This window comes from Halomonas sp. JB37, assembly GCF_002332255.1.
In the GTDB taxonomy this organism is placed as follows: domain Bacteria; phylum Pseudomonadota; class Gammaproteobacteria; order Pseudomonadales; family Halomonadaceae; genus Vreelandella; species Vreelandella casei.
The window spans coordinates 1,307,159-1,327,573 of record NZ_NRGW01000001.1 but is presented as its reverse complement, the minus strand read 5'-3'; the positions used below and the strand labels follow the sequence as shown (position 1 = coordinate 1,327,573).

At 54.4% G+C, this 20,415-nt stretch carries 19 protein-coding genes; 5 read left to right on the top strand and 14 right to left on the bottom strand.

Features of this window, described 5'->3' with window-relative positions; all coding sequences use genetic code 11:
* The first annotated feature begins 62 nt into the window (after nt 1-62).
* Nucleotides 63-722 carry a YecA family protein gene (locus CIK78_RS06200; protein WP_096278241.1) on the top strand — a complete coding sequence of 220 codons (660 nt, stop codon included), beginning with the start codon at nt 63-65 and terminating at the stop codon, nt 720-722.
* A gap of 75 nt (nt 723-797) precedes the next feature.
* Here CIK78_RS06200 and CIK78_RS06195 read toward each other — a convergent pair whose 3' ends face one another.
* The 7 genes from CIK78_RS06195 to ampD form a co-directional block, all read right to left on the bottom strand.
* Nucleotides 798-1,919: a phospholipase D-like domain-containing protein gene (locus CIK78_RS06195; protein ID WP_096278239.1), complete on the bottom strand. Its 1,122-nt coding sequence runs from the start codon at nt 1,917-1,919 to the stop codon at nt 798-800.
* Between the two features lie 25 nt (nt 1,920-1,944).
* Nucleotides 1,945-2,607, bottom strand: a complete 663-nt coding sequence (locus CIK78_RS06190) for a class I SAM-dependent methyltransferase (RefSeq protein WP_318781714.1) — start codon at nt 2,605-2,607, stop codon at nt 1,945-1,947.
* A gap of 65 nt (nt 2,608-2,672) precedes the next feature.
* Nucleotides 2,673-3,419: a tRNA (adenosine(37)-N6)-threonylcarbamoyltransferase complex dimerization subunit type 1 TsaB gene (tsaB, locus tag CIK78_RS06185; protein ID WP_096278237.1), complete on the bottom strand. Its 747-nt coding sequence runs from the start codon at nt 3,417-3,419 to the stop codon at nt 2,673-2,675.
* Nucleotides 3,420-3,544: 125 nt separating this feature from the next.
* Nucleotides 3,545-4,198, bottom strand: coding sequence for an adenylate kinase (gene adk / locus CIK78_RS06180; RefSeq protein WP_096278235.1), 654 nt, complete (start codon nt 4,196-4,198; stop codon nt 3,545-3,547).
* A gap of 269 nt (nt 4,199-4,467) precedes the next feature.
* On the bottom strand, nt 4,468-6,531 hold the full coding sequence (gene aceF, locus CIK78_RS06175) for a pyruvate dehydrogenase complex dihydrolipoyllysine-residue acetyltransferase (protein WP_096278232.1): 2,064 nt from the start codon (nt 6,529-6,531) through the stop codon (nt 4,468-4,470).
* A gap of 58 nt (nt 6,532-6,589) precedes the next feature.
* The gene (gene aceE / locus CIK78_RS06170) at nt 6,590-9,262 is read right to left on the bottom strand and encodes a pyruvate dehydrogenase (acetyl-transferring), homodimeric type (RefSeq protein WP_096278230.1); all 2,673 of its coding nucleotides are present in this window, start codon (nt 9,260-9,262) and stop codon (nt 6,590-6,592) included.
* 409 nt (nt 9,263-9,671) lie between these two features.
* Nucleotides 9,672-10,241: a 1,6-anhydro-N-acetylmuramyl-L-alanine amidase AmpD gene (ampD, locus tag CIK78_RS06165; protein WP_096282290.1), complete on the bottom strand. Its 570-nt coding sequence runs from the start codon at nt 10,239-10,241 to the stop codon at nt 9,672-9,674.
* A 94-nt stretch (nt 10,242-10,335) separates the two neighbouring features.
* On the opposite strand from ampD, the gene nadC reads away from it, so the two are divergent.
* A complete protein-coding gene (nadC, locus tag CIK78_RS06160) occupies nt 10,336-11,190 on the top strand; it encodes a carboxylating nicotinate-nucleotide diphosphorylase (RefSeq protein WP_096278228.1) in 855 nt (284 codons plus the stop codon).
* 19 nt (nt 11,191-11,209) lie between these two features.
* Here the strand turns inward: nadC and CIK78_RS06155 are convergent, their stop codons facing one another.
* Nucleotides 11,210-11,740, bottom strand: a complete 531-nt coding sequence (locus CIK78_RS06155) for a GNAT family N-acetyltransferase (RefSeq protein WP_096278226.1) — start codon at nt 11,738-11,740, stop codon at nt 11,210-11,212.
* A gap of 125 nt (nt 11,741-11,865) precedes the next feature.
* On the opposite strand from CIK78_RS06155, the gene tsaA reads away from it, so the two are divergent.
* Nucleotides 11,866-12,615 (top strand): tRNA (N6-threonylcarbamoyladenosine(37)-N6)-methyltransferase TrmO, encoded by a 750-nt coding sequence (gene tsaA, locus CIK78_RS06150; RefSeq protein WP_096278223.1) that lies wholly within the window; start codon nt 11,866-11,868, stop codon nt 12,613-12,615.
* Nucleotides 12,616-12,618: 3 nt separating this feature from the next.
* Here the strand turns inward: tsaA and purC are convergent, their stop codons facing one another.
* The 3 genes from purC to dapA form a co-directional block, all read right to left on the bottom strand.
* Nucleotides 12,619-13,335, bottom strand: coding sequence for a phosphoribosylaminoimidazolesuccinocarboxamide synthase (gene purC / locus CIK78_RS06145; protein ID WP_096278221.1), 717 nt, complete (start codon nt 13,333-13,335; stop codon nt 12,619-12,621).
* A 32-nt stretch (nt 13,336-13,367) separates the two neighbouring features.
* Nucleotides 13,368-14,351, bottom strand: coding sequence for an outer membrane protein assembly factor BamC (gene bamC / locus CIK78_RS06140; RefSeq protein WP_096278219.1), 984 nt, complete (start codon nt 14,349-14,351; stop codon nt 13,368-13,370).
* A gap of 74 nt (nt 14,352-14,425) precedes the next feature.
* On the bottom strand, nt 14,426-15,310 hold the full coding sequence (gene dapA, locus CIK78_RS06135; protein WP_096278217.1) for a 4-hydroxy-tetrahydrodipicolinate synthase: 885 nt from the start codon (nt 15,308-15,310) through the stop codon (nt 14,426-14,428).
* Nucleotides 15,311-15,602: 292 nt separating this feature from the next.
* On the opposite strand from dapA, the gene CIK78_RS06130 reads away from it, so the two are divergent.
* Entirely contained in the window at nt 15,603-16,079 is a 477-nt protein-coding gene (locus tag CIK78_RS06130; RefSeq protein WP_096278215.1) for a peroxiredoxin, read from the top strand.
* Between the two features lie 75 nt (nt 16,080-16,154).
* Here CIK78_RS06130 and CIK78_RS06125 read toward each other — a convergent pair whose 3' ends face one another.
* Both CIK78_RS06125 and CIK78_RS06120 read right to left on the bottom strand, forming a co-directional pair.
* The gene (locus CIK78_RS06125) at nt 16,155-17,282 is read right to left on the bottom strand and encodes an AI-2E family transporter (RefSeq protein ID WP_096278213.1); all 1,128 of its coding nucleotides are present in this window, start codon (nt 17,280-17,282) and stop codon (nt 16,155-16,157) included.
* Nucleotides 17,279-17,557 (bottom strand): sulfurtransferase TusA family protein, encoded by a 279-nt coding sequence (locus CIK78_RS06120; RefSeq protein ID WP_096278211.1) that lies wholly within the window; start codon nt 17,555-17,557, stop codon nt 17,279-17,281. Before CIK78_RS06120 ends, CIK78_RS06125 begins: the two co-directional genes overlap by 4 nt.
* A gap of 187 nt (nt 17,558-17,744) precedes the next feature.
* Between CIK78_RS06120 and CIK78_RS06115 the strand changes: the two genes are divergently transcribed.
* Entirely contained in the window at nt 17,745-19,208 is a 1,464-nt protein-coding gene (locus tag CIK78_RS06115) for a M48 family metalloprotease (RefSeq protein WP_096278209.1), read from the top strand.
* An 83-nt stretch (nt 19,209-19,291) separates the two neighbouring features.
* On the opposite strand, the gene nadA is transcribed toward CIK78_RS06115, so the two are convergent.
* Complete coding sequence (gene nadA / locus CIK78_RS06110) at nt 19,292-20,320, bottom strand: quinolinate synthase NadA (protein WP_096278207.1); 1,029 nt, start codon at nt 20,318-20,320, stop codon at nt 19,292-19,294.
* Between the last annotated feature and the right edge of the window lie 95 nt (nt 20,321-20,415).

Below are 20,415 nucleotides of genomic sequence, written 5' to 3'. Positions count from 1 at the left end.
ACACGTTGATAGGGATACATAGTATCCGATGATGACCGATTCGCATTAATGAGGCTTTACTCATGGCAGAGCGTAGCGACACCCAAGAACCGAACATGCCACCGCAACCACTGCTCGACGATGAGCAGTTGGATAGATTGGACGACTTCCTTGCTTCAGATCAAGTGGATGAAGACGCCCTGGATCTAATCTCCGCCCATGGATTCTTAGTCGCGCTTGCCGTCGCGCCAAGTGAGCTGCCGCCCGCCCAGTGGCTGGCCGAGCTGTTTCAAGGTGAGCCGCGTTACGCCGATGACGCCGAACGCGATGAGATTATTACGCTACTTACCCTGCTGCGTGACAATGCGGTGGCGGTACTGGAACAAGGCGGCTTACCGGAACTACCTTTCGAGCTGACGCTCGGCGGCGAACCTGCTGAAGACACCCCGATTGGCGATTGGTGTGCGGGCTTCATGGAAGGCGTCTTCAGCGATGAGAGCGCCTGGTTCCAGGACGATGAAGAGGCTGCCGCCACCCTATTACTGCCGTTCATGCTGCTATCGGGCCTGTTCGACGACGAGCCAGACATGGTCGAGCTGGCCAAGGACCAGCAGCGCCAAGAGTCGCTAGTGGTACAGTTGCCGGAGCTGGTGCTGGATCTTTATCTGCACTACCGCGTACCGCCGGAAACGCCCAAGCCTAAACCGCGCAAGAAAACTCCCGCTAAAGGTAAAAAACGCTAGGCGCTCTTGCAAACTTCCATGTGCTAATTTTCAGAGCGAGTTTCAAGAACAGGTTTCAAGAGTGGGCTTCAAGCGCTATTTAATACGCGTCACCATCGCATCTAGGATCCCATAGACCCACTCTTTGGCGCGCTGCCCCCAGGGGCGCGCTGCCCACGTTTTCGCATCCACTTCTTGGCTGGTGGCAAAGTTGCGCTCAAACATCTGGCGTACTTCAGTTGCCAGCCGTGGGTCCATTACCTCTTGATTGGCCTCTAGGTTCCAGTGCAAGTTCCAGTGATCAAAATTACACGAGCCGATACTTATCCACTCGTCGGCGAGTACAAACTTGGCATGAATAAACGTCGGCTGGAACTCAAAAATACGCACTCCGGCCTTAAGCATTGTCTGATAAAAACGCTGACCGGCAAAGCGAACGCCGGGGTGATCATGCTTAGCACCGGGCAGCAGCAAGCGGACATCAACACCGCGCCGCGCCGCTCGAACTAAGCGGCGGCGCAGGGCAAACGTTGGCACAAAATACGGTGTGCATAGCCACAGCTGCGTTTTGGCGTTATTCACACGCCCGTGCAATGAATGACGAATGGCTTGATAACGATAGCCCCGTGCCGACATCGCACGCCCTGGCATGCCGTTAGGCTGTTCATGCGGCTCGCGCCTTTCAGGCAGGCCGACCGCACGTTCATCACCCTTTTCGGCGCGCGTTAGCCGCGAATGCCACAGCCGCCGAAATAGCAGCTCCCAGTCAGCCACTACCGGCCCCTCAATACGCAGCGCAATCTCATACCAAGCATTGAGAAACTCATCGACCGCACCAAAACCACCGGTAAACGCCTGCTCACCGTCAATAACGACAATTTTACGGTGATCGCGGCTCAAGTTTAGGGCTAAAGAGTGAAAGCCTAGCGGGTTAAAAAAGCGTAGCTGAACACCACCCTGCTTCAACCGCTGTCGATCATCACGGGACAGCCCCATCGAGCCGTAGCCATCGAGTAGCAAACAGACGCAGACGCCGCGCCCTGCAGCGCCAATGAGCGCATCAATAGCTTGACTAGCAAGCTCGCCAGACTCCATCAGATAAAGTTCGACCAGCACATAGTGCTGCGCGGCATTGACCGCTTCCAACATGGCCGGAAGAAAGCGCGTGGCTTCTGGCAGCAACGTAAAATGATTCCCTTCTCGCCACGCATTGTGCATGGGTACTCCTTGCGTTAGCGGTGAGCTACCGTACTAACGAACGATGGACGTATAAATCATAGCGACTGGTTTTGCCTTCTAGCGTGTGCTGAGGCGCAGGCCCAGCAATAGGCGGCGCCTTGCGCGGACGCTTAACGACCACGCGATGCGTCGCCACATCCAGCGCTGCCTCAAGCAGCCGCGGGGCATCGTTATCATCACCGGCGAGCTCGCGAAACAGGCGCATCTCTTTTTTCACCAGCGCGGACTTCTCACGGTGGGGAAACATAGGATCAAGATGTATGACCTGCGGCGTAAAACAGGCGCTGGCAACCAGCTGCGCCAACGATTGAGCAGCATCGCCGTGTGCGAGCATCATGCGTGCAGCAATATCTGCCGTCTCGCTATGCTTCAATGCCCGCTTTAAGCCATCTTCCAGCAGCGCTGCAATCGCCGCTACCCGCTCAATTAACAGCACCTGCGCACCGAGGCTTGCGAGTACAAAGGCATCGCGCCCCAGCCCTGCAGTTGCATCAACAATGCTCGGCGATACGCCTTTGCTCAGCCCGCAGGCTTTGGCGACTAGCTGACCACGCCCACCGCCAAAGCGGCGTCGATGGGCAGCCTTGCCCGCCGTAAAATCGACGCTTAGCGGCTTCCCGTAGCGATCCTCATCACCCACCAGCGCCAGCCCTTCATCGCCTTGTATTAGGCGCAAACCCGCTGGCAAAGCGATGTTATTAATATCGCTCTCAAGGTCACTCGGCACACCGATCACGCGGGCTTTTTCCAAGCAACGTCATTACGCAGATAAACCGGTAGAATCAAATGCGCCGCTTGGCCAAGCCCAGCAGCAAAGTCACGCGCCGCTAGCCATGCCATTTCTTCAGCGCGAGGCTCAAGGTCACACAAGTGCTGGGGCATACTAAGCTGCACATCAGTCGTGAAGCGCTCCCATAACGTAAAGCCGCTGCCGACGCCGACCCAGTCGGTTTCTCCGCTGGGCAGGCGCATCGCCTCTGGGGCTAACACGGCCTCCGCGCTCATCACCGTAATAGTGTCTTTCAGGCAATGCCACGTTGCGGCATAGATCTCGCCCATACGGGCATCGATAGCCGTCACAACATGGCGCAGGTGATAGCGCCGGTGTGCCTGAAGGGCAAGGGCTTCCAGCGTAGAAATACCCAGGAGCGGGCGGTCCAAACCAAAGGCAAGCCCCTGGGCAGCACCCGCGGCAATGCGCAACCCGGTAAACGACCCTGGGCCGCGACCAAACGCTACGGCGTCAAGCTGAGCTGGGGTTACCTGCGCCTCGGCAAGCACTTCATCTACCATTGGCAGTAATCGACGCGTATGGGCGCGAGGCGTCATTTCAAAACGTGCCAGGCATTCGATCTTCGGATGTTCTGGCGTTAGGTTCTCGGGCGCTAGATGCCCAGTGTCAGAGGCGTCTTCTTGGCGCAGCAGAGCGACGGAGCAAGCGCTCGATGAGGCGTCAAGGGCAAGCAAATATAACGGCATAGCAAAGGGCCACTCGAAAGAAACATTACGACATTATACCCACACCACGCTAACACGACGATGGCCCGCTTAAAGCGAGCCATCATCAAAGTTCTGTATATAGCCAATGTAGTGCGTTTTGCGACTTAGCTCAGCGCTTCTTTCACTTGGCGGGTAATGTCGGTCACACTGCCTACACCTTCAATACGGTGGTATTGCGGGGCGCTTTCAGCATCTTCCGTTGCCCATTGCTGATAGTAATCGACCAACGGGGCCGTTTGATCATGATAAACCGATAAACGATTACGCACCGTGGACTCTTGATCATCTTCACGCTGAATAAGCGCTTCGCCAGTGACATTATCCTTGCCCGGCTCTTTGGGTGGATTATGCTCAACGTGGTAGACACGGCCAGAGGCTGGATGAACGCGACGCCCGGCTAAACGATTGACGATTTCTTCATCGGGCACGGCAATCTCCACTACGTGATCCAGCTTTACACCGCCTTCTTTCATCGCGTCAGCCTGGGGGATCGTGCGTGGAAAACCATCGAATAGAAAGCCGTTTTCGCAGTCCGGCTGGCCGATGCGTTCTTTAACCAGATCGATAATAATGTCGTCTGATACCAAGCCGCCGCTGTTCATGATCTCTTTTACTTTTAGGCCCAGCTCAGTGCCATCTTTAATGGCCGTGCGCAGCATATCCCCGGTGGAAATCTGAGGAATCTTGAATTGCTCACAAATAAACTGAGCTTGAGTCCCCTTCCCGGCGCCGGGGGCACCCAACAGGATTAAACGCATGGCACTGCTCCTTGAAGTTTAAAAATATGAAAAAATGTATTACTCGACAATAACCGTGCCCACCAGACGACACAACTCCCCAAAAGCCTGAGAGACCCGTTTTTATTCCACTTTTTTAAATTAAAACAGCTAGGTGAGCACAAATAGCCGTTTAAAACTCTACTTTGGTCGCTTTTAGAACTGAAATTGCCAATATCTGCACGACGTATTCAAACCAAACACAAGCGGCGCCCCAAGGGGCGCCGCTTGTGAAGCTTTAATTCTATCGATTACAGAAGTAAACGACGAATATCAGTCAGTACGTCTGCCAAGAAGGCGGTGAAGCGTGCTGCATCAGCTCCATTGATCGCTCGGTGGTCATAAGAGAGCGAAAGCGGCATCATCAAACGCGGTTGGAAAGCATTACCATCCCATACCGGCTTCATCTGCGCTTTCGACACACCCAGAATAGCGACTTCCGGCGCGTTGACGATCGGTGTAAATGCCGTACCACCAATAGAACCGAGGCTCGAAATAGTGAAGCAACCACCGGTCATTTCATCACGCTTGAGCTTTTTGCTTTGTGCTTTTTTGCCCAGATCAGCCATGTCCTTAGCAATCTCAATCAAGGACTTTTTATCAGCATCACGCAGCACAGGCACCATCAGGCCATCAGGGGTATCAACAGCGATACCAATATGGACATAGTTCTTCCATACCAGCGTTTCACCATCGCCCTTCAAGCTGACATTGAACTGCGGGAATTTACGCAGTGCAAAAGCACAGGCTTTGACCATAAACGGTAGCGGCGTGAGCTTAGCACCCTGCGCTTCGGCTTCAGCCTTCATGGCCTTGCGGAAGGCTTCAAGCTCGGTAATGTCCGCTTCGTCAAACTGCGTGACGTGAGGAACATTGAGCCAGCTGCGATGCAGGTTGGTAGCGCCCATTTTGAGCAGACGCCCCATCGGCTTCTCTTCCACTTCACCAAACTGGCTGAAGTCGACGGCGGGGATTGGCGGAATACCCGCGCCGCCAGTCGCCGCGGCTGCGCCTTGCGGAGCAGCTCCCTGATTGGCAATTGCCTGCTTGACGTAAGACTGCACGTCCTCTTTGAGCACGCGATCTTTCGGGCCGCTAGGCTTCACTAGCCCGATATCGACACCCAGCTCACGGGCCAGCATACGTACGGCAGGTCCGGCATGAACTAGCTTGCCATCACGAGGTTTGTGGGCCGCCATCTGTGCTTCAGGGCTTGGCGTACCCGCCGGTGAGGCAGAGGCCTTATCGCTGGCTGGGCTAGCACTGCCTTTATCTTTTTCAGGCGCAGCTTTCTCAGGGGCGGCCTTTTTCGGCGCGGCTTTTTTACCGCTAGCAGCCACTTCGATATAGCCAATCACATCGCCTTCAGAGACGGTGTCGCCCTCTTTAACGGTTAACTCAATGAGCTTACCTTTATAGGGGCTGGGCACGTCCATCGAGGCTTTGTCAGACTCCAGCGTGATCAGCGCATCTTCCACGTTGATCTCATCGCCTGCGGCCACGCCAATTTCAATAATCGGCACGTCAGAGGCACCCGACATCTCTGGCACGCGAATTTCTTTGCGCTCCGGCTCGCCGCTTGTAGCCTCTTCTTGATCATCGTCTTCTTCAGACGACTCTTCCGGCTCGCTGCTGGCTTGGCTAGAAGCTTCCTCGTCAGATGCTTCCTCAGTCTCTTCTTCGCCGCCTTCACCCGTGACTTCCATCTGGCCAATAACATCGCCTTCGGAAACGGTATCGCCCTCTTTCACAGTGAAGGTAACGATTTTGCCACTATAAGGGCTCGGCACGTCCATGGAGGCCTTATCAGACTCCAAGGTAATCAGCGTGTCTTCAGCCTCTACTTCGTCGCCTTCGTTTACAGCGACTTCAATAATTTCGACGCTATCAGAGCCGCCCAAGTCAGGCACTATGATATCAACCGTTTGCTTACCACCGGCCGCCTTTTTAGCAGCAGGCTTTTGCTCTTGGGACGGCTTTTCAGCTTTATCTTCTTTCGCCGGCTCGGTCTCTGACTGGCTTTCAGCGTCAGCATCTGGCTGCGCATCGTCACTCTCGTCACTACTTTCGCCGCCGCCTTCAACTTCTAGCTCAACGATATCGTCACCTTCGGAAACGGTGTCGCCTTCTTTGACCAGCACTTTAATGACCTTACCGCCTTTCGGGGCAGGCACATCCATGCTGGCTTTATCAGATTCCAGAGTGATCAGGGTGTCTTCCGCTTCAATGACGTCGCCTTCTGACACCGCAATCTCGATGATTTCGACATCGGTATCGCCACCGATATCGGGAACTTTGATGATTTCGCTACTCAAGGTCGCGCTCCTTCCAAATCGGATCGAGCCGGTGGGCACATGCCCACCGGGCAGCGGTTTAGCTAGTCAGCGGGTTAGGCTTACTGGCATCAATGCCGTACTTCTTCAGCGCTTCGCCGACAAGTTTGCGATCAATCTCGCCACGGTCTGCCAGCGCACGCAGCGCGGCGACGGTGACGAAGTAACGGTCAACTTCGAAGAAGTAACGCAGCTTCTCACGCGTGTCCGAACGACCGTAGCCATCGGTACCTAGTACAGTGTAGTCGCCCGGTACCCAAGCACGCACTTGATCAGCGTAAAGCTTCATGTAATCGGTCGAGGCAATCACCGGCCCTTCACGACCTTCCAAGCATTTCGTGACGTGCGGCTTGAGCGCTTCAGCATCTGGGCTTAGGAAGGCTTCACGATCTAGCAGCAGCGCTTCACGACGCAGCTCGTTAAAGCTGGTCACGCTCCAAATGTCGGCGCCAATGCCCCACTCATTTTCAAGCAGCTCGGCCGCCGCTTCCACTTCACGCAGAATGGTGCCAGAACCAAGCAGCTGAACGCGGCCTTTGTCACCCTTGGTTTCGCGCAGCAAGTACATGCCTTTGACGATATCGTCGACCGGCACGTCTTCCAGCACAGGATGCTCGTAGTTCTCGTTCATCACGGTCAGGTAGTAGAAGCAGTTCTCCTTATCGGTGAACATGCGTTTCAAACCATCCTGAACAATAACCGCCACTTCATGCGCATAGGTCGGGTCGTAGCTACGGCAGTTAGGGATGAGCGACGCCTGAAGCAGGCTATGGCCATCTTGATGCTGTAACCCTTCGCCGTTAAGCGTGGTACGCCCCGCCGTGCCGCCGACCATAAAGCCGCGCGCCTGCAGGTCACCCGCCGCCCAAGCTAGGTCGCCAATACGCTGGAAACCAAACATTGAGTAATAGATGTAGAACGGCAATAGCGTCACATGGTTATTACTGTAGGACGTTGCCGCAGCGATCCAGGCAGACATGGCGCCCGGCTCGGTAATACCTTCCTCAAGAATCTGACCTTTCTGATCCTCGCGGTAGAACATGATCTGGCCTTTATCGACCGGCTCATATTTCTGACCTTCAGCGGTATAGATACCTAGCTGACGGAACATGCCTTCCATGCCGAAAGTACGCGCTTCATCAGGGATAATCGGCACAACATACTTGCCTAGCTTCTTATCCTTGACCAAGCCGTTGAGTATCCGCACAAAAGACATCGTGGTGGAGACTTCACGGCCTTTCGAACCAACCATTTGCGAAGCAAAGGTCTTATCTTCCAGCGAAGGGATTTCTAAGGCTTCGAAATCACTGCGTCGGCTAGGCAGATAGCCATTCAAGCGTTCACGCTGAAGATGCATATACTTAAGCTCGGGAGATTCATCATCCGGCTTGTAGTAAGGCACGTCTTTCAGCTGTTCGTCGGTTAATGGAATGCCAAAGCGGTCACGGAAGGTCTTGAGCGCTTCGTATTCCATGCTCTTGACCTGGTGCGCGCCATTTTCAGCTTCGCCATCGCCGCTACCCATGCCATAGCCTTTTACGGTATGCGCTAAAATGACCGTCGGCTTGCCGTTAGAGGTATTGACCGCTTCGTTATACGCCGCATAGACCTTGAACGGGTCGTGGCCGCCGCGGTTGAGCTTCCAGATATCGTCGTCAGAGAGATCTTTAACCATCTCTTCGGTTTCTGGATACTTACCAAAGAAGTGCTCACGGGTGTAGGCACCGCCGTTGGCTTTGTAGTTCTGGTACTCGCCATCGACCGCTTCGTCCATGCGATTTTGAAGGATGCCTTTTTTATCCTTCTCGAACAGCGGATCCCAGTGGCGGCCCCAAACGACCTTAATAACGTTCCAGCCAGCGCCACGGAATACGCCTTCGAACTCGTCCATGACGCGAGAGTTACCGCGAACAGGACCGTCAAGACGCTGGAGGTTGCAGTTGATCACGAAGATCAGGTTGTCGAGGTTTTCACGGCCCGCCAACGAAATAGCGCCCAGTGATTCCGGCTCGTCACACTCGCCGTCACCCATGAAGCACCAGATCTTACGGTCGTGCATATCCTTCAGCTCGCGATGATGCAGATACTTCATCACGTGAGCCTGGTAAATCGCCTGAATCGGCCCTAGCCCCATCGATACCGTGGGGAACTGCCAGTAATCGGGCATTAGCCACGGGTGCGGGTAAGAAGAAAGGCCATCGCCATCGACTTCCTGGCGGAACTTATCCATCTGCGCTTCGCTTAGACGTCCTTCTAAGAAAGAACGGGCGTAGATGCCTGGCGCCACATGACCCTGGATATAAATCAAGTCACCGGCAAAATCATCTTTAGCAGCGCGGAAGAAGTGGTTAAAGCCTACGTCATATAGCGTTGCAGATGACATAAAGCTGGCAATATGGCCACCCAGGCCCGGCTTGGCGCGGTTATTACGAATAACCTGCGCAATAGCGTTGTAACGAATCAAAGAGCGGATACGGCGCTCCATGAACAAATCGCCAGGCATCGGCGCTTCACGATGAACCGGGATCGTATTACGGTGCGGGGTTGTCACCGAGAAGGGTACCTTCATCCCATCCCGGCGCAGACGATCCGCCAGGCGGGTCATTAGGTAGCGGGCACGATCTTCGCCCTCACGATCCAACACCGATTCTAAGGAGTCTATCCATTCCGTAGTTTCGATCGGATCGAGATCTTCTCTTGTCTTCAGACTCATAGAGGTCTCTCCGAATGACGATAAATGACAATAATCCCCGCTACCCGGTAGGGCCTGGGGCGGTGGTGTGGCATACCACTACGCACCAACATTCAGCCGGCAAATGGTTGCCGGATAGGTTTTCGCTCTACATTCAACAAGCTACGTACATCTTGATGTAGTAAAGCTACACAAATGTCGTAAAAGTTAGCCTTTTGTATAGGTGAAGATACCGCAAAGTCGCCACGCTGCCAATTCTAGATCAACGTAAAAGCCTATCGAAAACAAACTATTGCACTGCAACATAAGCGATTTATAGAACATCACCCAGTATGACTAAATGCCTGCACCCTGTAATTAAACTACCGTTTTATTATCTAGCTATTGAAGCACTTAATAGGAGTACGGTGATGAGCATTAGCATTCACCGCTATTCTTTTAGCAACCTATAAAAATACGCCCAGTCAAAGGCGGGCCCAGGGTCTGTTTTGCGCAGTGGCGCGACATGCGCATGACCGGTGATACGCCCACTATCGAGCTGAGGGTAGCGGCTGAACAACCATCTTGTCGCCCGTGCCAGCGCCAGATACTGCGCTTTAGTAAACGGTGTTACATCATCCCCTTCAAGCTCAATACCCACTGAGAAATCGTTAAGCGTCCTACGCCACATAGCTTGCCGCGCATCCCACCAGCAAGAACGTCCTGCATGCCAGGCACGCTGGTCGGTATCAACAAACTGAACGCACTCGCCATCGCGGCGTATCAGCAGGTGAGCAGATACTCTTAAATGGGCAATGCTCGCAAAAAAAGGATGCTCATCGATCGCCAGCTGATTGGTAAACAGCGCTTCAATCGCCGTACCGCTAAACTCACCCGGCGGAAGGCTTATCGCATGAATCACTAGCAGTGACACTTCGCCGTCAGGCCGATTATCAACGTTAGGCGAGACGACTTTTCGTGCACTTTCCCACCAGCCGCTAAGCGTTTGTTGATTTTCCACGCGCAAGGCCTCCTCTTGGTTAGCGCTCTCATTCACCGCTTTCTTTCATTATACTGGCCGTACACATTTTAAGACGCCTAGAGAATCCAACGCTATGCACTATCAATCTGCTCTTGCCGAAGAAATCCGCGCCAGCGCTGCTCGTCTGATAGCAGAAGACGTTGGCCCTGGCGACATTACCGCGCAATTGATCCCTGAGCACCAGTGGGCCACGGCAGATATTATTACCCGCGAAGCCGCCGTGCTATGCGGCGCAGCCTGGGTGGACGAAATCTTCCGCCGACTGGATAGCCGTGCAAGCTTAAGCTGGCACGCCGCCGACGGTGATAAGCTTGAGGCGGGCCAGTGCTTCTTAACCCTGGAAGGCCCCGCTCGAACACTGCTCACCGGCGAACGAGCGGCCCTCAATGTGCTGCAAACACTGTCTGCTACGGCCACCGCAACACGCACCTATGCCGACCTGATTGAAGGCACCAACGCACGCCTGCTCGACACACGCAAAACACTGCCTGGCATGCGCCTAGCGCAGAAATATGCGGTTACCTGTGGCGGCGGCCACAATCATCGGCTTGGTCTCTGGGATGCGTTTTTGATCAAAGAAAACCACATCACCGCCTGTGGTGGTATCCAAGCCGCGGTCGCCCAGGCACGAAAGTTGGCCAGCGACCTGCCCGTGGAAGTGGAAGTCGAAAGCTTTGAGGAATTGGATCAGGCGCTGGCCGCCGGTGCCGATATTGTGATGCTCGACAACTTCGCTATTGAAGACCTTTACGCTGCAGTCGAGATTAACGGTGGCCGCGCCACTCTGGAAGCCTCAGGCAACGTTGATGCCAGCACTTTGCGTGCAATCGCCGACACCGGCGTCGACTGCATCTCTAGCGGCGCGCTCACCAAGGATATTGCCTCGATTGATCTCTCAATGCGCATTACACGTAGCTATAGCGTGTAAGGGCTGATTATGAATCAACCTACGTTTCAATCGCGCTAAGAGACTTTGATAGTCGGTAACGCTGGAGCCGCTCTCCACTGCGCTCCACCCACTGTTCGCCGTGGCTTTCCCAGCCGCGGCGCAGCAGGCGCTCATAGAGCACTAGGCTCGCCTCTATCTCCACCCGCCCCTTGCCTTCTTCAAGCAGCATTCGCTCTGCATGGACAAGCAGCGTCGTGCCAATACCGCGGCCTGCTAATGACGGCCATACATAGAGCGTCTCAATTCGCCCTGTGGATAAGTCCAATTCCAGAAACCCGACACACCGGCCATCGCAAGTAGCCACTAGCGTGGTATACAGCGCTTGGCGCACCGCCCACGCACTGCCCTCTCGTGGCAGAGCCTGAGCCCACGCACGTCTCTCGGAGAGCGTGTAGTGAGTCGCCGCGCCCTGCATCACTGCATGATAAAAGACTTCAGCCTGATCAGCCGCGTCGCGTGCCAACGCTGCGCGACAAATCACTCGCGCGTCTGTGGGCACTACCGTTTGGTGCTCCTCGGTATTGGTCATACGTCACCTCTGAGCTGTTCGGCGTACATTTGAAAAAGGTTCTTTCGATAAAGGATCATTCGATCACACTTAACCTACCGGCCTGCTTTATACTACGCAGCCAGTTTCCAGTAAAAGGCAGTGTGATGGACGACGCCCTGCACAACGAGCATTTTACGCTATCTCCCATTGGCCATGTGGTGAGCGACTACCCGGACAAGTTCGGGATTCCGCGCCAGCCCGGCCTCGCACCGGCCGCACAAGCCACGCTTGTACTCACGCCCCCTTATAACGACCCGCTAACAGTGCGCGGCTTGGAAGATTTCAGCCATCTCTGGCTAACCTTTATTTTTCATCAGAGCCCTGAGCGCTGGTCACCGCTAATACGGCCACCGCGCTTGGGGGGTAACAAAAAGGTGGGTGTTTTTGCCAGCCGCAGCACACACCGCCCGAATCGCCTAGGGCTTTCACTGGTAGCCTTAACAGACATTAACACTCAAAACGGCGTGACGCTGACGCTATCAGGCTGCGACTTGGTCAGCGGCACCCCGGTGGTGGATATAAAACCCTATCTGCCCTGGGCCGAAGCTCTTCCTGATGCGCGCTCAGGTTTTGCGCCTAACACGCCGTCATTGATTGAAGTCATTTTTCATCCAACGGCCCTAGCAGCGCTTGCCCAACGGCAAGATGGCGCTACCCTGCATGCACTAATAGAACAAGTGTTGAGACAAGACCCGAGACCAGCTTATCAGCAAAAAGACGCTGCCTCTGGTCGCCTATATAGCGTGCGCCTGCGCGATGCGGACATTAAATTTCAGCCATACCAAAACAGCGAAGCCACCACACTGGAGGTGGTGGCTATCGAATCTTACGAGACGCCATCAAGCAATGCTTAAGCTTTAAGCGGGAAACGTAATACCCAGACGGCGGCCAACTTCTTCGTAAGCCTCAATCACACCGCCCAGCCCCTGACGGAAGCGATCTTTATCGAGCTTTTCACGGGTGTTAGCGTCCCATAGACGGCAGCCATCCGGGGAGAACTCATCGCCCAGCACTATCTCGCCTTTGAATACGCCAAATTCCAGCTTGTAATCCACCAACAGCATATCGCCCTCTGCGAACAGTGCTTTGAGGATATGGTTAACCTTAAAGGTTAATACCTTCATTTGAGCTAACTGCTCAGGCGTTGCCCAGCCGAACGTCTCCGCTAGCGACTCGTTTATCATCGGGTCGCCCTTCTCGTCATTCTTCAAGAACAGCTCGAAGGTGGGAGGGGTAAGCGCGACCCCCTCCTCAATACCTAGCCGCTTGACGAGCCCCCCAGCGGCAATATTGCGCACGACACACTCGACGGGGATCATCTGCATCTTTTTAACTAAACTTTCCGTGTCAGAAAGCTGCTTTTCAAAGTGGGTTGGGATACCGGCTTCCTGTAACCGCTCCATAATGAAAGCGTTAAAGATGTTATTAACCATTCCCTTACGGGCCAGCGACTCCACTTTTTTGCCATCAAAGGCACTGGTGTCATCCCGAAAATTGAGCACCAACAAATCCGGATCGTCGGTGGTATACACAGATTTCGCCTTACCGGCGTAGAGTTCTTGGCGCTTTTCCATGGGGGCTCCGAAAGGGGTCAAGGGTAGTCAAATTAACGTAAATAGCCGGAAACACGCTCAAGCAGCTCGCGCTGATCATCGGCACTGAATGCACGTTCGCTGGCGTTGACAGCTCGCAGAACGGTCTGGTCGCCATTAGATTGCAGCGCCAGGCGAATTTCTTGAGGTGTCTTGCGAACATCGCGGCTGAAGACAATTTGTAACGGGTTACGATCACTCTCGGTTTTGGTCATATATTCGACCAGGAATGCGTGCCCATCGGGGTCAGCGGCGAGCAAATCACGCTGGCCTTCCTGGGCAAAATCCAACTCGAGATAATGATTTAACTCAGCCCAAACGCGGTCTATCGACTGTGGAATAACGACTTCCCACTCGTCGCCCTGCTGGCGGATTTGTAACGTTTGCTCATCGGTAAGACGCTGAGCCGTCCACGAAGAAGACACGCTTGCAGATGCGCTGCGCGAACTTAAATGGCTTTCCAATGCATCCAAGCAGCTCGTCATGGTTTGCCCGCCACGCTCACAGCGCACCTCACTGCTACCGGCGCGCAGTGCGCTTTGTAACCGTATGTCCGCTTGGGAGGTAACAATAATACCCTGCGAGGCACTGCTGTCCTGCACGGCCAGTTGGCGGCTACGCACAAACTCTTCGAGCTGCGGCCACACGGTACCTGTATCAGCCGCGACCACTAGCCAGACCTGATCACCCACTTCGCGGCGCTCAACATACTCAGGCTCTAGCCCACTGCCAATCGCCAAGGACTGCGGGGGACGAATATCGGCGGCTTCATCAAGCCGTGTACCTTGGGAAGCGGCTTGAGGCACCGGCAGTGCATCGCGGTAGCGCTGGGTATTACGGGTCTCTGGCAATACCAACGGCGGTGCCGAAGTGGCATCGGTATAGTCCAGGTTGCGGTCATCGTAAAAACCATCCCGCGCGCAGCCTGTTAGTGTAACGGCCGTTGCAAGAGCCAGCGGTATCCATTTAAGCGCACGTTTTTCAAGCACAGAGCTCATCAAGCCACCTTAAGTCAACAAATCAGGTATCCAGCGCAGCATGAGCGCGCTGGATAAAAAGGTATCGCGTCAGATTACTCCTCCACCACACCCGCGAGCTGAAGCGCTTCACTAACCGTGGCGTGATATTTTTCTGACAACCAAGTCATCGGCAACCGAATGCCCGCATCGGCATAGCCCATGCGATTCAATGCCCATTTCACCGGAATAGGATTGGACTCTATCCCTAAATTGGTATGCAGCGGCATCAGCAGCGTATTAATTTGATGCGCTTTATCGGCATCACCAGCGACAGCTGCCGCGCAAAGATCATGCATGGCTTGGGGCGCAACGTTGGCCGTCACAGAAATATCGCCATGCCCACCCATCAGCATAAAGTCACAGGCGGTCGCATCGTCACCGGAGTAGAGCATAAAGCCAGTACCCTTGAGACGAGTGATTAGATCTTCCGCACGCTCGAGGTTCCCCGTGGCGTCCTTTAAACCAATAATATTATCCACTTCGGCCAAGCGTAAGACCGTTTCATTGTAAAGATCGGAGCAGGTGCGGCTCGGCACGTTATATAGGATCACCGGCAGTTTGCTGCCCTCGGCGACCGCTTTAAAATGCTGATAAAGGCCTTCTTGGGTAGGCTTATTGTAGTAAGGACAGACAGATAAGCAGTAGTCGGCCCCGACTTCACCGGCGTAGCGCGCCAGCTCAACGGCCTCAGACGTTGCGTTGGCCCCAGTTCCTGCAATCACAGGAATACGGCCATTCACTTCTTCCACGACGGTGCGAATCACGTCAAAGTGCTCCGCAAACGACATGGTCGTCGGTTCGCCTGTCGTGCCAGCAGCAACAATGGCATCAGTGCCATTCTCGAGATGGAAATTCACCAGACGACGAAGCGCCTCCCAGTCGATGTCGCCATTGACTTTCATTGGCGTCGCCAGGGCGACGATGCTGCCTGTGATCATCCGTTTATTCCTCACCAGCCAAGAATTGTGTTATCACCTGTCGACATATGTACCGAACTATATTTTTTTCGACAACAAATGTTTTTTCGACAACAAGCGCTATGCAGAGCCTCTGTATCAGGCAACCGCATCGCACAGAGATGCAAATGGTACTCAGGCGACTCAAGCCTGTACAGCGCAAAACTGCGTGATTTTTCCGCTCACCTAGTTTGAGCTTTGACAACGCCCCTTGGCTTACGTGTAATCACACTCAATAATCGATCTTAACACCCATACTGAAAAAGGACGCATTATGCCTATTGAAGTCGGCCAACCCGTTGCAGATTTCGCCGCCACCGCTACCGGTGACACTGCCGTGACGCTGTCGGCACTGCGCGGCAAAAACGTCATCGTTTACTTCTACCCGAAAGCCAGTACGCCCGGCTGCACCACAGAGGGCGGAGACTTCCGTGACCGAAAACCGGCGTTCGATGCTGCCAACACGGTTATTCTCGGGGTTTCTCGCGATAGTCTGCGTGCTCAGGAAAACTTCAAAGCTAAGCAGGATTTTAATTTTGACCTTATCTCTGACCAAGATGAAATCGTTTGTACGCTTTTTGACGTTATCAAGCTAAAGAAAATGTACGGCAAAGAGCATCTAGGTATTGAACGCAGCACCTTCTTAATCGACAAAGACGGCAAGCTCGCCAACGAGTGGCGCGGTGTTAAAGTAACGGGTCACGTCGACGAGGTGCTGGCCGCGGCCGAAGCGCTCAACGCGGCCCACTAATTCGTAAAATCTGCTTGCCCCCGCGCGTTGATTACTTGAACCACCGCGCGGGCGTAACAGGCAGTGCTACTTATCCTATTGGGCCGGGGCTTCAGGCCTATCGTCCTGCGGCCTACGATCTTGCAAAACAATAGACTGATCACGCCCTTGTATGCTGCGCGGCCAGGCGTAGACCAGCGCTTTAAGCAGTGTCGCCAGGGGGATCGCAAAGAAAACGCCCCAGAAGCCCCAAATGCCGCCAAAAAACAGCACCGCTACGATGATCGAAACGGGGTGAATATTATTCGTTTCAGAGAATAGAATCGGTGCTAGCACATTGCCATCCAGCGCTTGAATAACGCCATAAGCCAACATCACATACATGAACTCCTCACTAAAGCCGAAGTTAAACCCCGCGACCGCCGCAACGGGTAACGTAGCCACAGCCGCGCCTATATAAGGCACCAGCACTGAAAACCCGACCAGCACAGCGAGCAGCGCCGTATACGGCACTCCAAGGAGTGTGAAGACAAAGAACGTCACCGTACCGACAATAATAATTTCGATAAACTTGCCGCGAATGTAGTTGGCAATTTGATTATCCATCTCACGCCATATACGCGACAGCAGCGTGCGCTTCTGCGGCAGTAGCGAAAGCATAAAGCCTACCAATACTTTGCTGTCTTTCAGCATAAAGAAAACCAAAATCGGCACCAGCACTAGGTAAATAATCAGCGACATAATATTACCCAGCGAAGCCAACGATAGCGTTAAGGCACGCTGGCCCAGTTGGCTAATCTCACGACTTGCCACGCCTATCCAGTTCTGCATAAGATCCGGCGTGATAATATTCGGGTAGCGCGCCTGTAGCTCATCCAGCCAGCCCTGGCCACTCGCGAACATTCGCGGCGTCTCTTGCACCAGTCCCACCAGCTGATTCCAGATCAGCGGCATCAAAATAAACGCCAGCGTCAGCAATACGCTGATAAACGCTAAAAAAATCATTATTACCGCGAGCAGGTGCGGGACGCCTCGGCGAGTAAGCGCACTCACCACACCTTGCAGTAAAAATGCGACGACTAAAGCCGTAAAAAACGGCGCCAGCATGCGTCCAAACCAGATAATCGCAGCAAAGCCTGCGACTAAAACCACCAGTAGAATGAGCGCCTCCTCATCTGAGAAGTAGCGCTCAACCCAGCTTTTTAGAATCGTGCGCAGAGTCATCGGTGCGCGTCTCCCGCTTTACGTATCCAGTAAACATAAACATCGTCACGCTGCTCTCGCCCTTCCAGCGTGTGCGCGCTCTGCTCGGTGAATGATGCCATATCGCGCCACGAGCCGGCGTCGGTTGAACGCACCTCAAGCAGCTTACCTGCTGACAGGCCGGCCAAAGCCTGCTTGGCCTTTAGTAAAGGCAGCGGGCAGTGTAGACCACTAGCGTCTAGCACCATGTCGGGCTCAAAGCCCCCCGTTGATTCAGGCCGTTCTTGCTTAGACATAGCCCCTCCTTTAAAAGAACCTGCATATTCACAGCATTGTTGCATAGACTGTTGTGTAGACTGCTGCATAAACTGTTTATTTAGCGGCTGATCTCATAGGCTATCGATTTAACGGCACTCCCCCGCCTTTATCAATGTCATAGCTCTAATCACACCACTGCGCTTAACCACTACCGATGAGGATGCCATGCCGCCCCTTCGTACCGCTTACCCAGGTTGGATATGTGCGTTCGCTTGCGCCTGCGGCAGCTTACTGTTTAGCCCTCAAAGCGCAGCTATCAACGACTACGGCCTGCCAAGCCTAGGCGCAGCGTCTACATCGGTGAGCAATGAAGAGTATCGCCTGGGACGCGCCTGGCTGCGCCAGTTTCGTGCCCAAGCCCCCCAGTGGCAAGACCCTATTACCAATGATTATTTACAAAGCCTCATTGCCCGCCTAGCCCCGCATAGCCAAATTAACGGGCTGCGCACGATCACTGTCATGGTTGATAACGGCTCTCTTAATGCCTTTGCCGTACCCGGCGGCGTGGTGGGCATTAATTCGGGACTCTTCGCATTCGCGGAGGATGAGGGCGCCTTTGCCTCGGTGCTAGCCCATGAACTGGGCCACCTTTCGCAACGCCACTATGCTCGGGGCAGCGCTCGCGCGTCGCAGACTCAACTGCCTGCCATGGCCGCCATGCTGGCGGGCATGCTCATCGCCGCGAGTGGCGGCGGCGATGTTGGTATGGCCGCCGCCATGGGCTCTCAAGCGGCGCTCATTCAAGATCAGCTAAGCTACTCGCGCTTGTTTGAACAAGAAGCCGACAACATCGGCTTACAGGCGATGGCTAGCGCCGGCTACGACCCAGAAGCCATGGTGCGCATGTTTAGAGCCATGCAGCGCATGTCTCGCCTGCAGGGTGACACGCCGCCCGAATTTTTACTGACTCACCCCGTCTCAGACAGCCGATTAAGCGCCGCCCAAGCCCGTGCAGCTCAGCTGAATATTGCCGACGCTTACACAAGCAATACGCTCTACGACATGATACGCGCCCGTGCGCTGCTGAGCATCTATGCCAACACGCCTCAGCGTGCAGCCACACGCCTTGCCCAGGAAGGCGGCGAACAAGCTGCTCAGGACTACTTAGCCGCGCTGATCGCCGCACGTAACGGCCAGAACGACAACGCTCTAGCGCAGCTGGATAAGCTTGCTAGCGAGCACCCCGATTTTGCCATGCTGCCCGCCTCTGCCGCGACCGTCGCGCTAGAAGCTGGCCGCTACGATGATGCCATTCAGCGTAGTCAGCGATTGCTGCGCTTTATGCCCAGCTACCTCCCGGCTCAGCTGATATTGGCTGAAGCACAGCTGCAACGTGACCCTCAGGCGGCCTATCAATTACTTAACGACATTACGGCTCAGAACCCCGAAGACCCACAGGGTTTTAACCTGCTCGCCGAAGCTGCGGGCCGAAGCGGACACAACAGCTGGGGGCATTTAGCCCGCGCAGAGTATCTCCAGCTGACCGGCAGTGTAGACCGCGGCATTCGACAGCTTTCCATCGCCAAAGATGCCGCTGAGCGTGAGTACGATGAGCGAGCACTGGCGCGCATTGAGCAGCGCCGTGAAGACTTCATTGAATATCGCGAGGCACTTGAGGATTTTAATTAAAGCGTCTCGATGTGAACGAAAAGCGCCCGCGCTGCTACCAGCACGGGCGCTCAAGCTAAGACATTCAAGCTAAGACACTCAAACTAAGCATTGAAGTTCAGCATTCGCTCAAGAGGCTTTAACGCTTTTAGCCGCAGCGGCTCATCCACTTGAATCTCTCCGGCGCCTTCTCGCAACGCATCCGACAAATTCTCTAAAGCATTCATCGCCATCCAAGGGCAGTGCGCACAGCTGCGACAGGTCGCGCCATTACCGGCCGTCGGCGCCTCAAACAGCATTTTATGCGGCACCGCCTGCTGCATCTTGAAAAAAATGCCTCTGTCGGTTGCCACGATCAACCTCTCGTTAGGCAGCTCTCTGGCCGCCTTGATTAGCTGAGACGTGGAGCCTGCTACGTCGGCAAGCCTCACCACCGGCTCTGGGGACTCGGGATGCACCAGCACCGCTGCATCCGGATATATGCGTTTAAGATCCTCAATGCCTTTGGCCTTAAACTCTTCATGAACGATGCAAGCACCGTCCCACATCAGCATATCCGCGCCGGTCTTGTTTTGAATATAGCCGCCCAGGTGTTTATCGGGCGCCCACAGGATCTTCTCGCCCCGAGCCTGCAGATGCTCAATGACCTCTACCGCAATCGAAGAAGTCACCACCCAGTCTGCTCGCGCCTTAACCGCAGCCGACGTATTGGCATAGACCACTACAGTACGATCAGGATGTGTATCACAGAAAGCTCTGAACTCATCAGCCGGGCAACCAATATCCAGTGAACAGGTCGCCTCTAAGGTCGGCATTAAAACGCGCTTTTCAGGCGAAAGTATTTTGGCGGTTTCACCCATAAAGCGGACACCGGCGACAACAAGCGTTGTTGCGGGGTGGCGGGCACCAAAGCGGGCCATCTCTAATGAATCAGCGACACAGCCGCCGGTCTCTTCTGCAAGCTGCTGTATCGCATCATCGGTGTAATAGTGAGCGACCAAAACGGCATTATGGGTTTTCAGTAGTCGCTTAATATCCTCAACCCGAGTCTGATCTTCCTCGGGAATACGGGTCGGACAATAAGCAAGGGGCAAAGGCGCTTCACGCTCGGCCTGCAAAGTCATCATAGTCATTGTGTCTACCGCTGTGACGAATAGAGCTTTGGAAAAAATTAATCCGTTTTTAAAAAGCTATCTTAGGTCATTTTGGGAGAAAAATATTGCAAGCT

What these genes read in the sequence shown, in the direction of transcription:
- CIK78_RS06200 (WP_096278241.1), top strand. Translation starts at nt 63, where the DNA reads ATGGCAGAGCGTAGCGACACCCAAGAACCGAACATGCCACCGCAACCA.
- CIK78_RS06195 (WP_096278239.1), bottom strand. Translation starts at nt 1,919, where the DNA reads ATGCACAATGCGTGGCGAGAAGGGAATCATTTTACGTTGCTGCCAGAA.
- tsaB (WP_096278237.1), bottom strand. Translation starts at nt 3,419, where the DNA reads ATGCCGTTATATTTGCTTGCCCTTGACGCCTCATCGAGCGCTTGCTCC.
- adk (WP_096278235.1), bottom strand. Translation starts at nt 4,198, where the DNA reads ATGCGTTTAATCCTGTTGGGTGCCCCCGGCGCCGGGAAGGGGACTCAA.
- aceE (WP_096278230.1), bottom strand. Translation starts at nt 9,262, where the DNA reads ATGAGTCTGAAGACAAGAGAAGATCTCGATCCGATCGAAACTACGGAA.
- nadC (WP_096278228.1), top strand. Translation starts at nt 10,336, where the DNA reads ATGCACTATCAATCTGCTCTTGCCGAAGAAATCCGCGCCAGCGCTGCT.
- CIK78_RS06155 (WP_096278226.1), bottom strand. Translation starts at nt 11,740, where the DNA reads ATGACCAATACCGAGGAGCACCAAACGGTAGTGCCCACAGACGCGCGA.
- tsaA (WP_096278223.1), top strand. Translation starts at nt 11,866, where the DNA reads ATGGACGACGCCCTGCACAACGAGCATTTTACGCTATCTCCCATTGGC.
- purC (WP_096278221.1), bottom strand. Translation starts at nt 13,335, where the DNA reads ATGGAAAAGCGCCAAGAACTCTACGCCGGTAAGGCGAAATCTGTGTAT.
- bamC (WP_096278219.1), bottom strand. Translation starts at nt 14,351, where the DNA reads ATGAGCTCTGTGCTTGAAAAACGTGCGCTTAAATGGATACCGCTGGCT.
- dapA (WP_096278217.1), bottom strand. Translation starts at nt 15,310, where the DNA reads ATGATCACAGGCAGCATCGTCGCCCTGGCGACGCCAATGAAAGTCAAT.
- CIK78_RS06130 (WP_096278215.1), top strand. Translation starts at nt 15,603, where the DNA reads ATGCCTATTGAAGTCGGCCAACCCGTTGCAGATTTCGCCGCCACCGCT.
- CIK78_RS06125 (WP_096278213.1), bottom strand. Translation starts at nt 17,282, where the DNA reads ATGACTCTGCGCACGATTCTAAAAAGCTGGGTTGAGCGCTACTTCTCA.
- CIK78_RS06120 (WP_096278211.1), bottom strand. Translation starts at nt 17,557, where the DNA reads ATGTCTAAGCAAGAACGGCCTGAATCAACGGGGGGCTTTGAGCCCGAC.
- CIK78_RS06115 (WP_096278209.1), top strand. Translation starts at nt 17,745, where the DNA reads ATGCCGCCCCTTCGTACCGCTTACCCAGGTTGGATATGTGCGTTCGCT.
- nadA (WP_096278207.1), bottom strand. Translation starts at nt 20,320, where the DNA reads ATGACTATGATGACTTTGCAGGCCGAGCGTGAAGCGCCTTTGCCCCTT.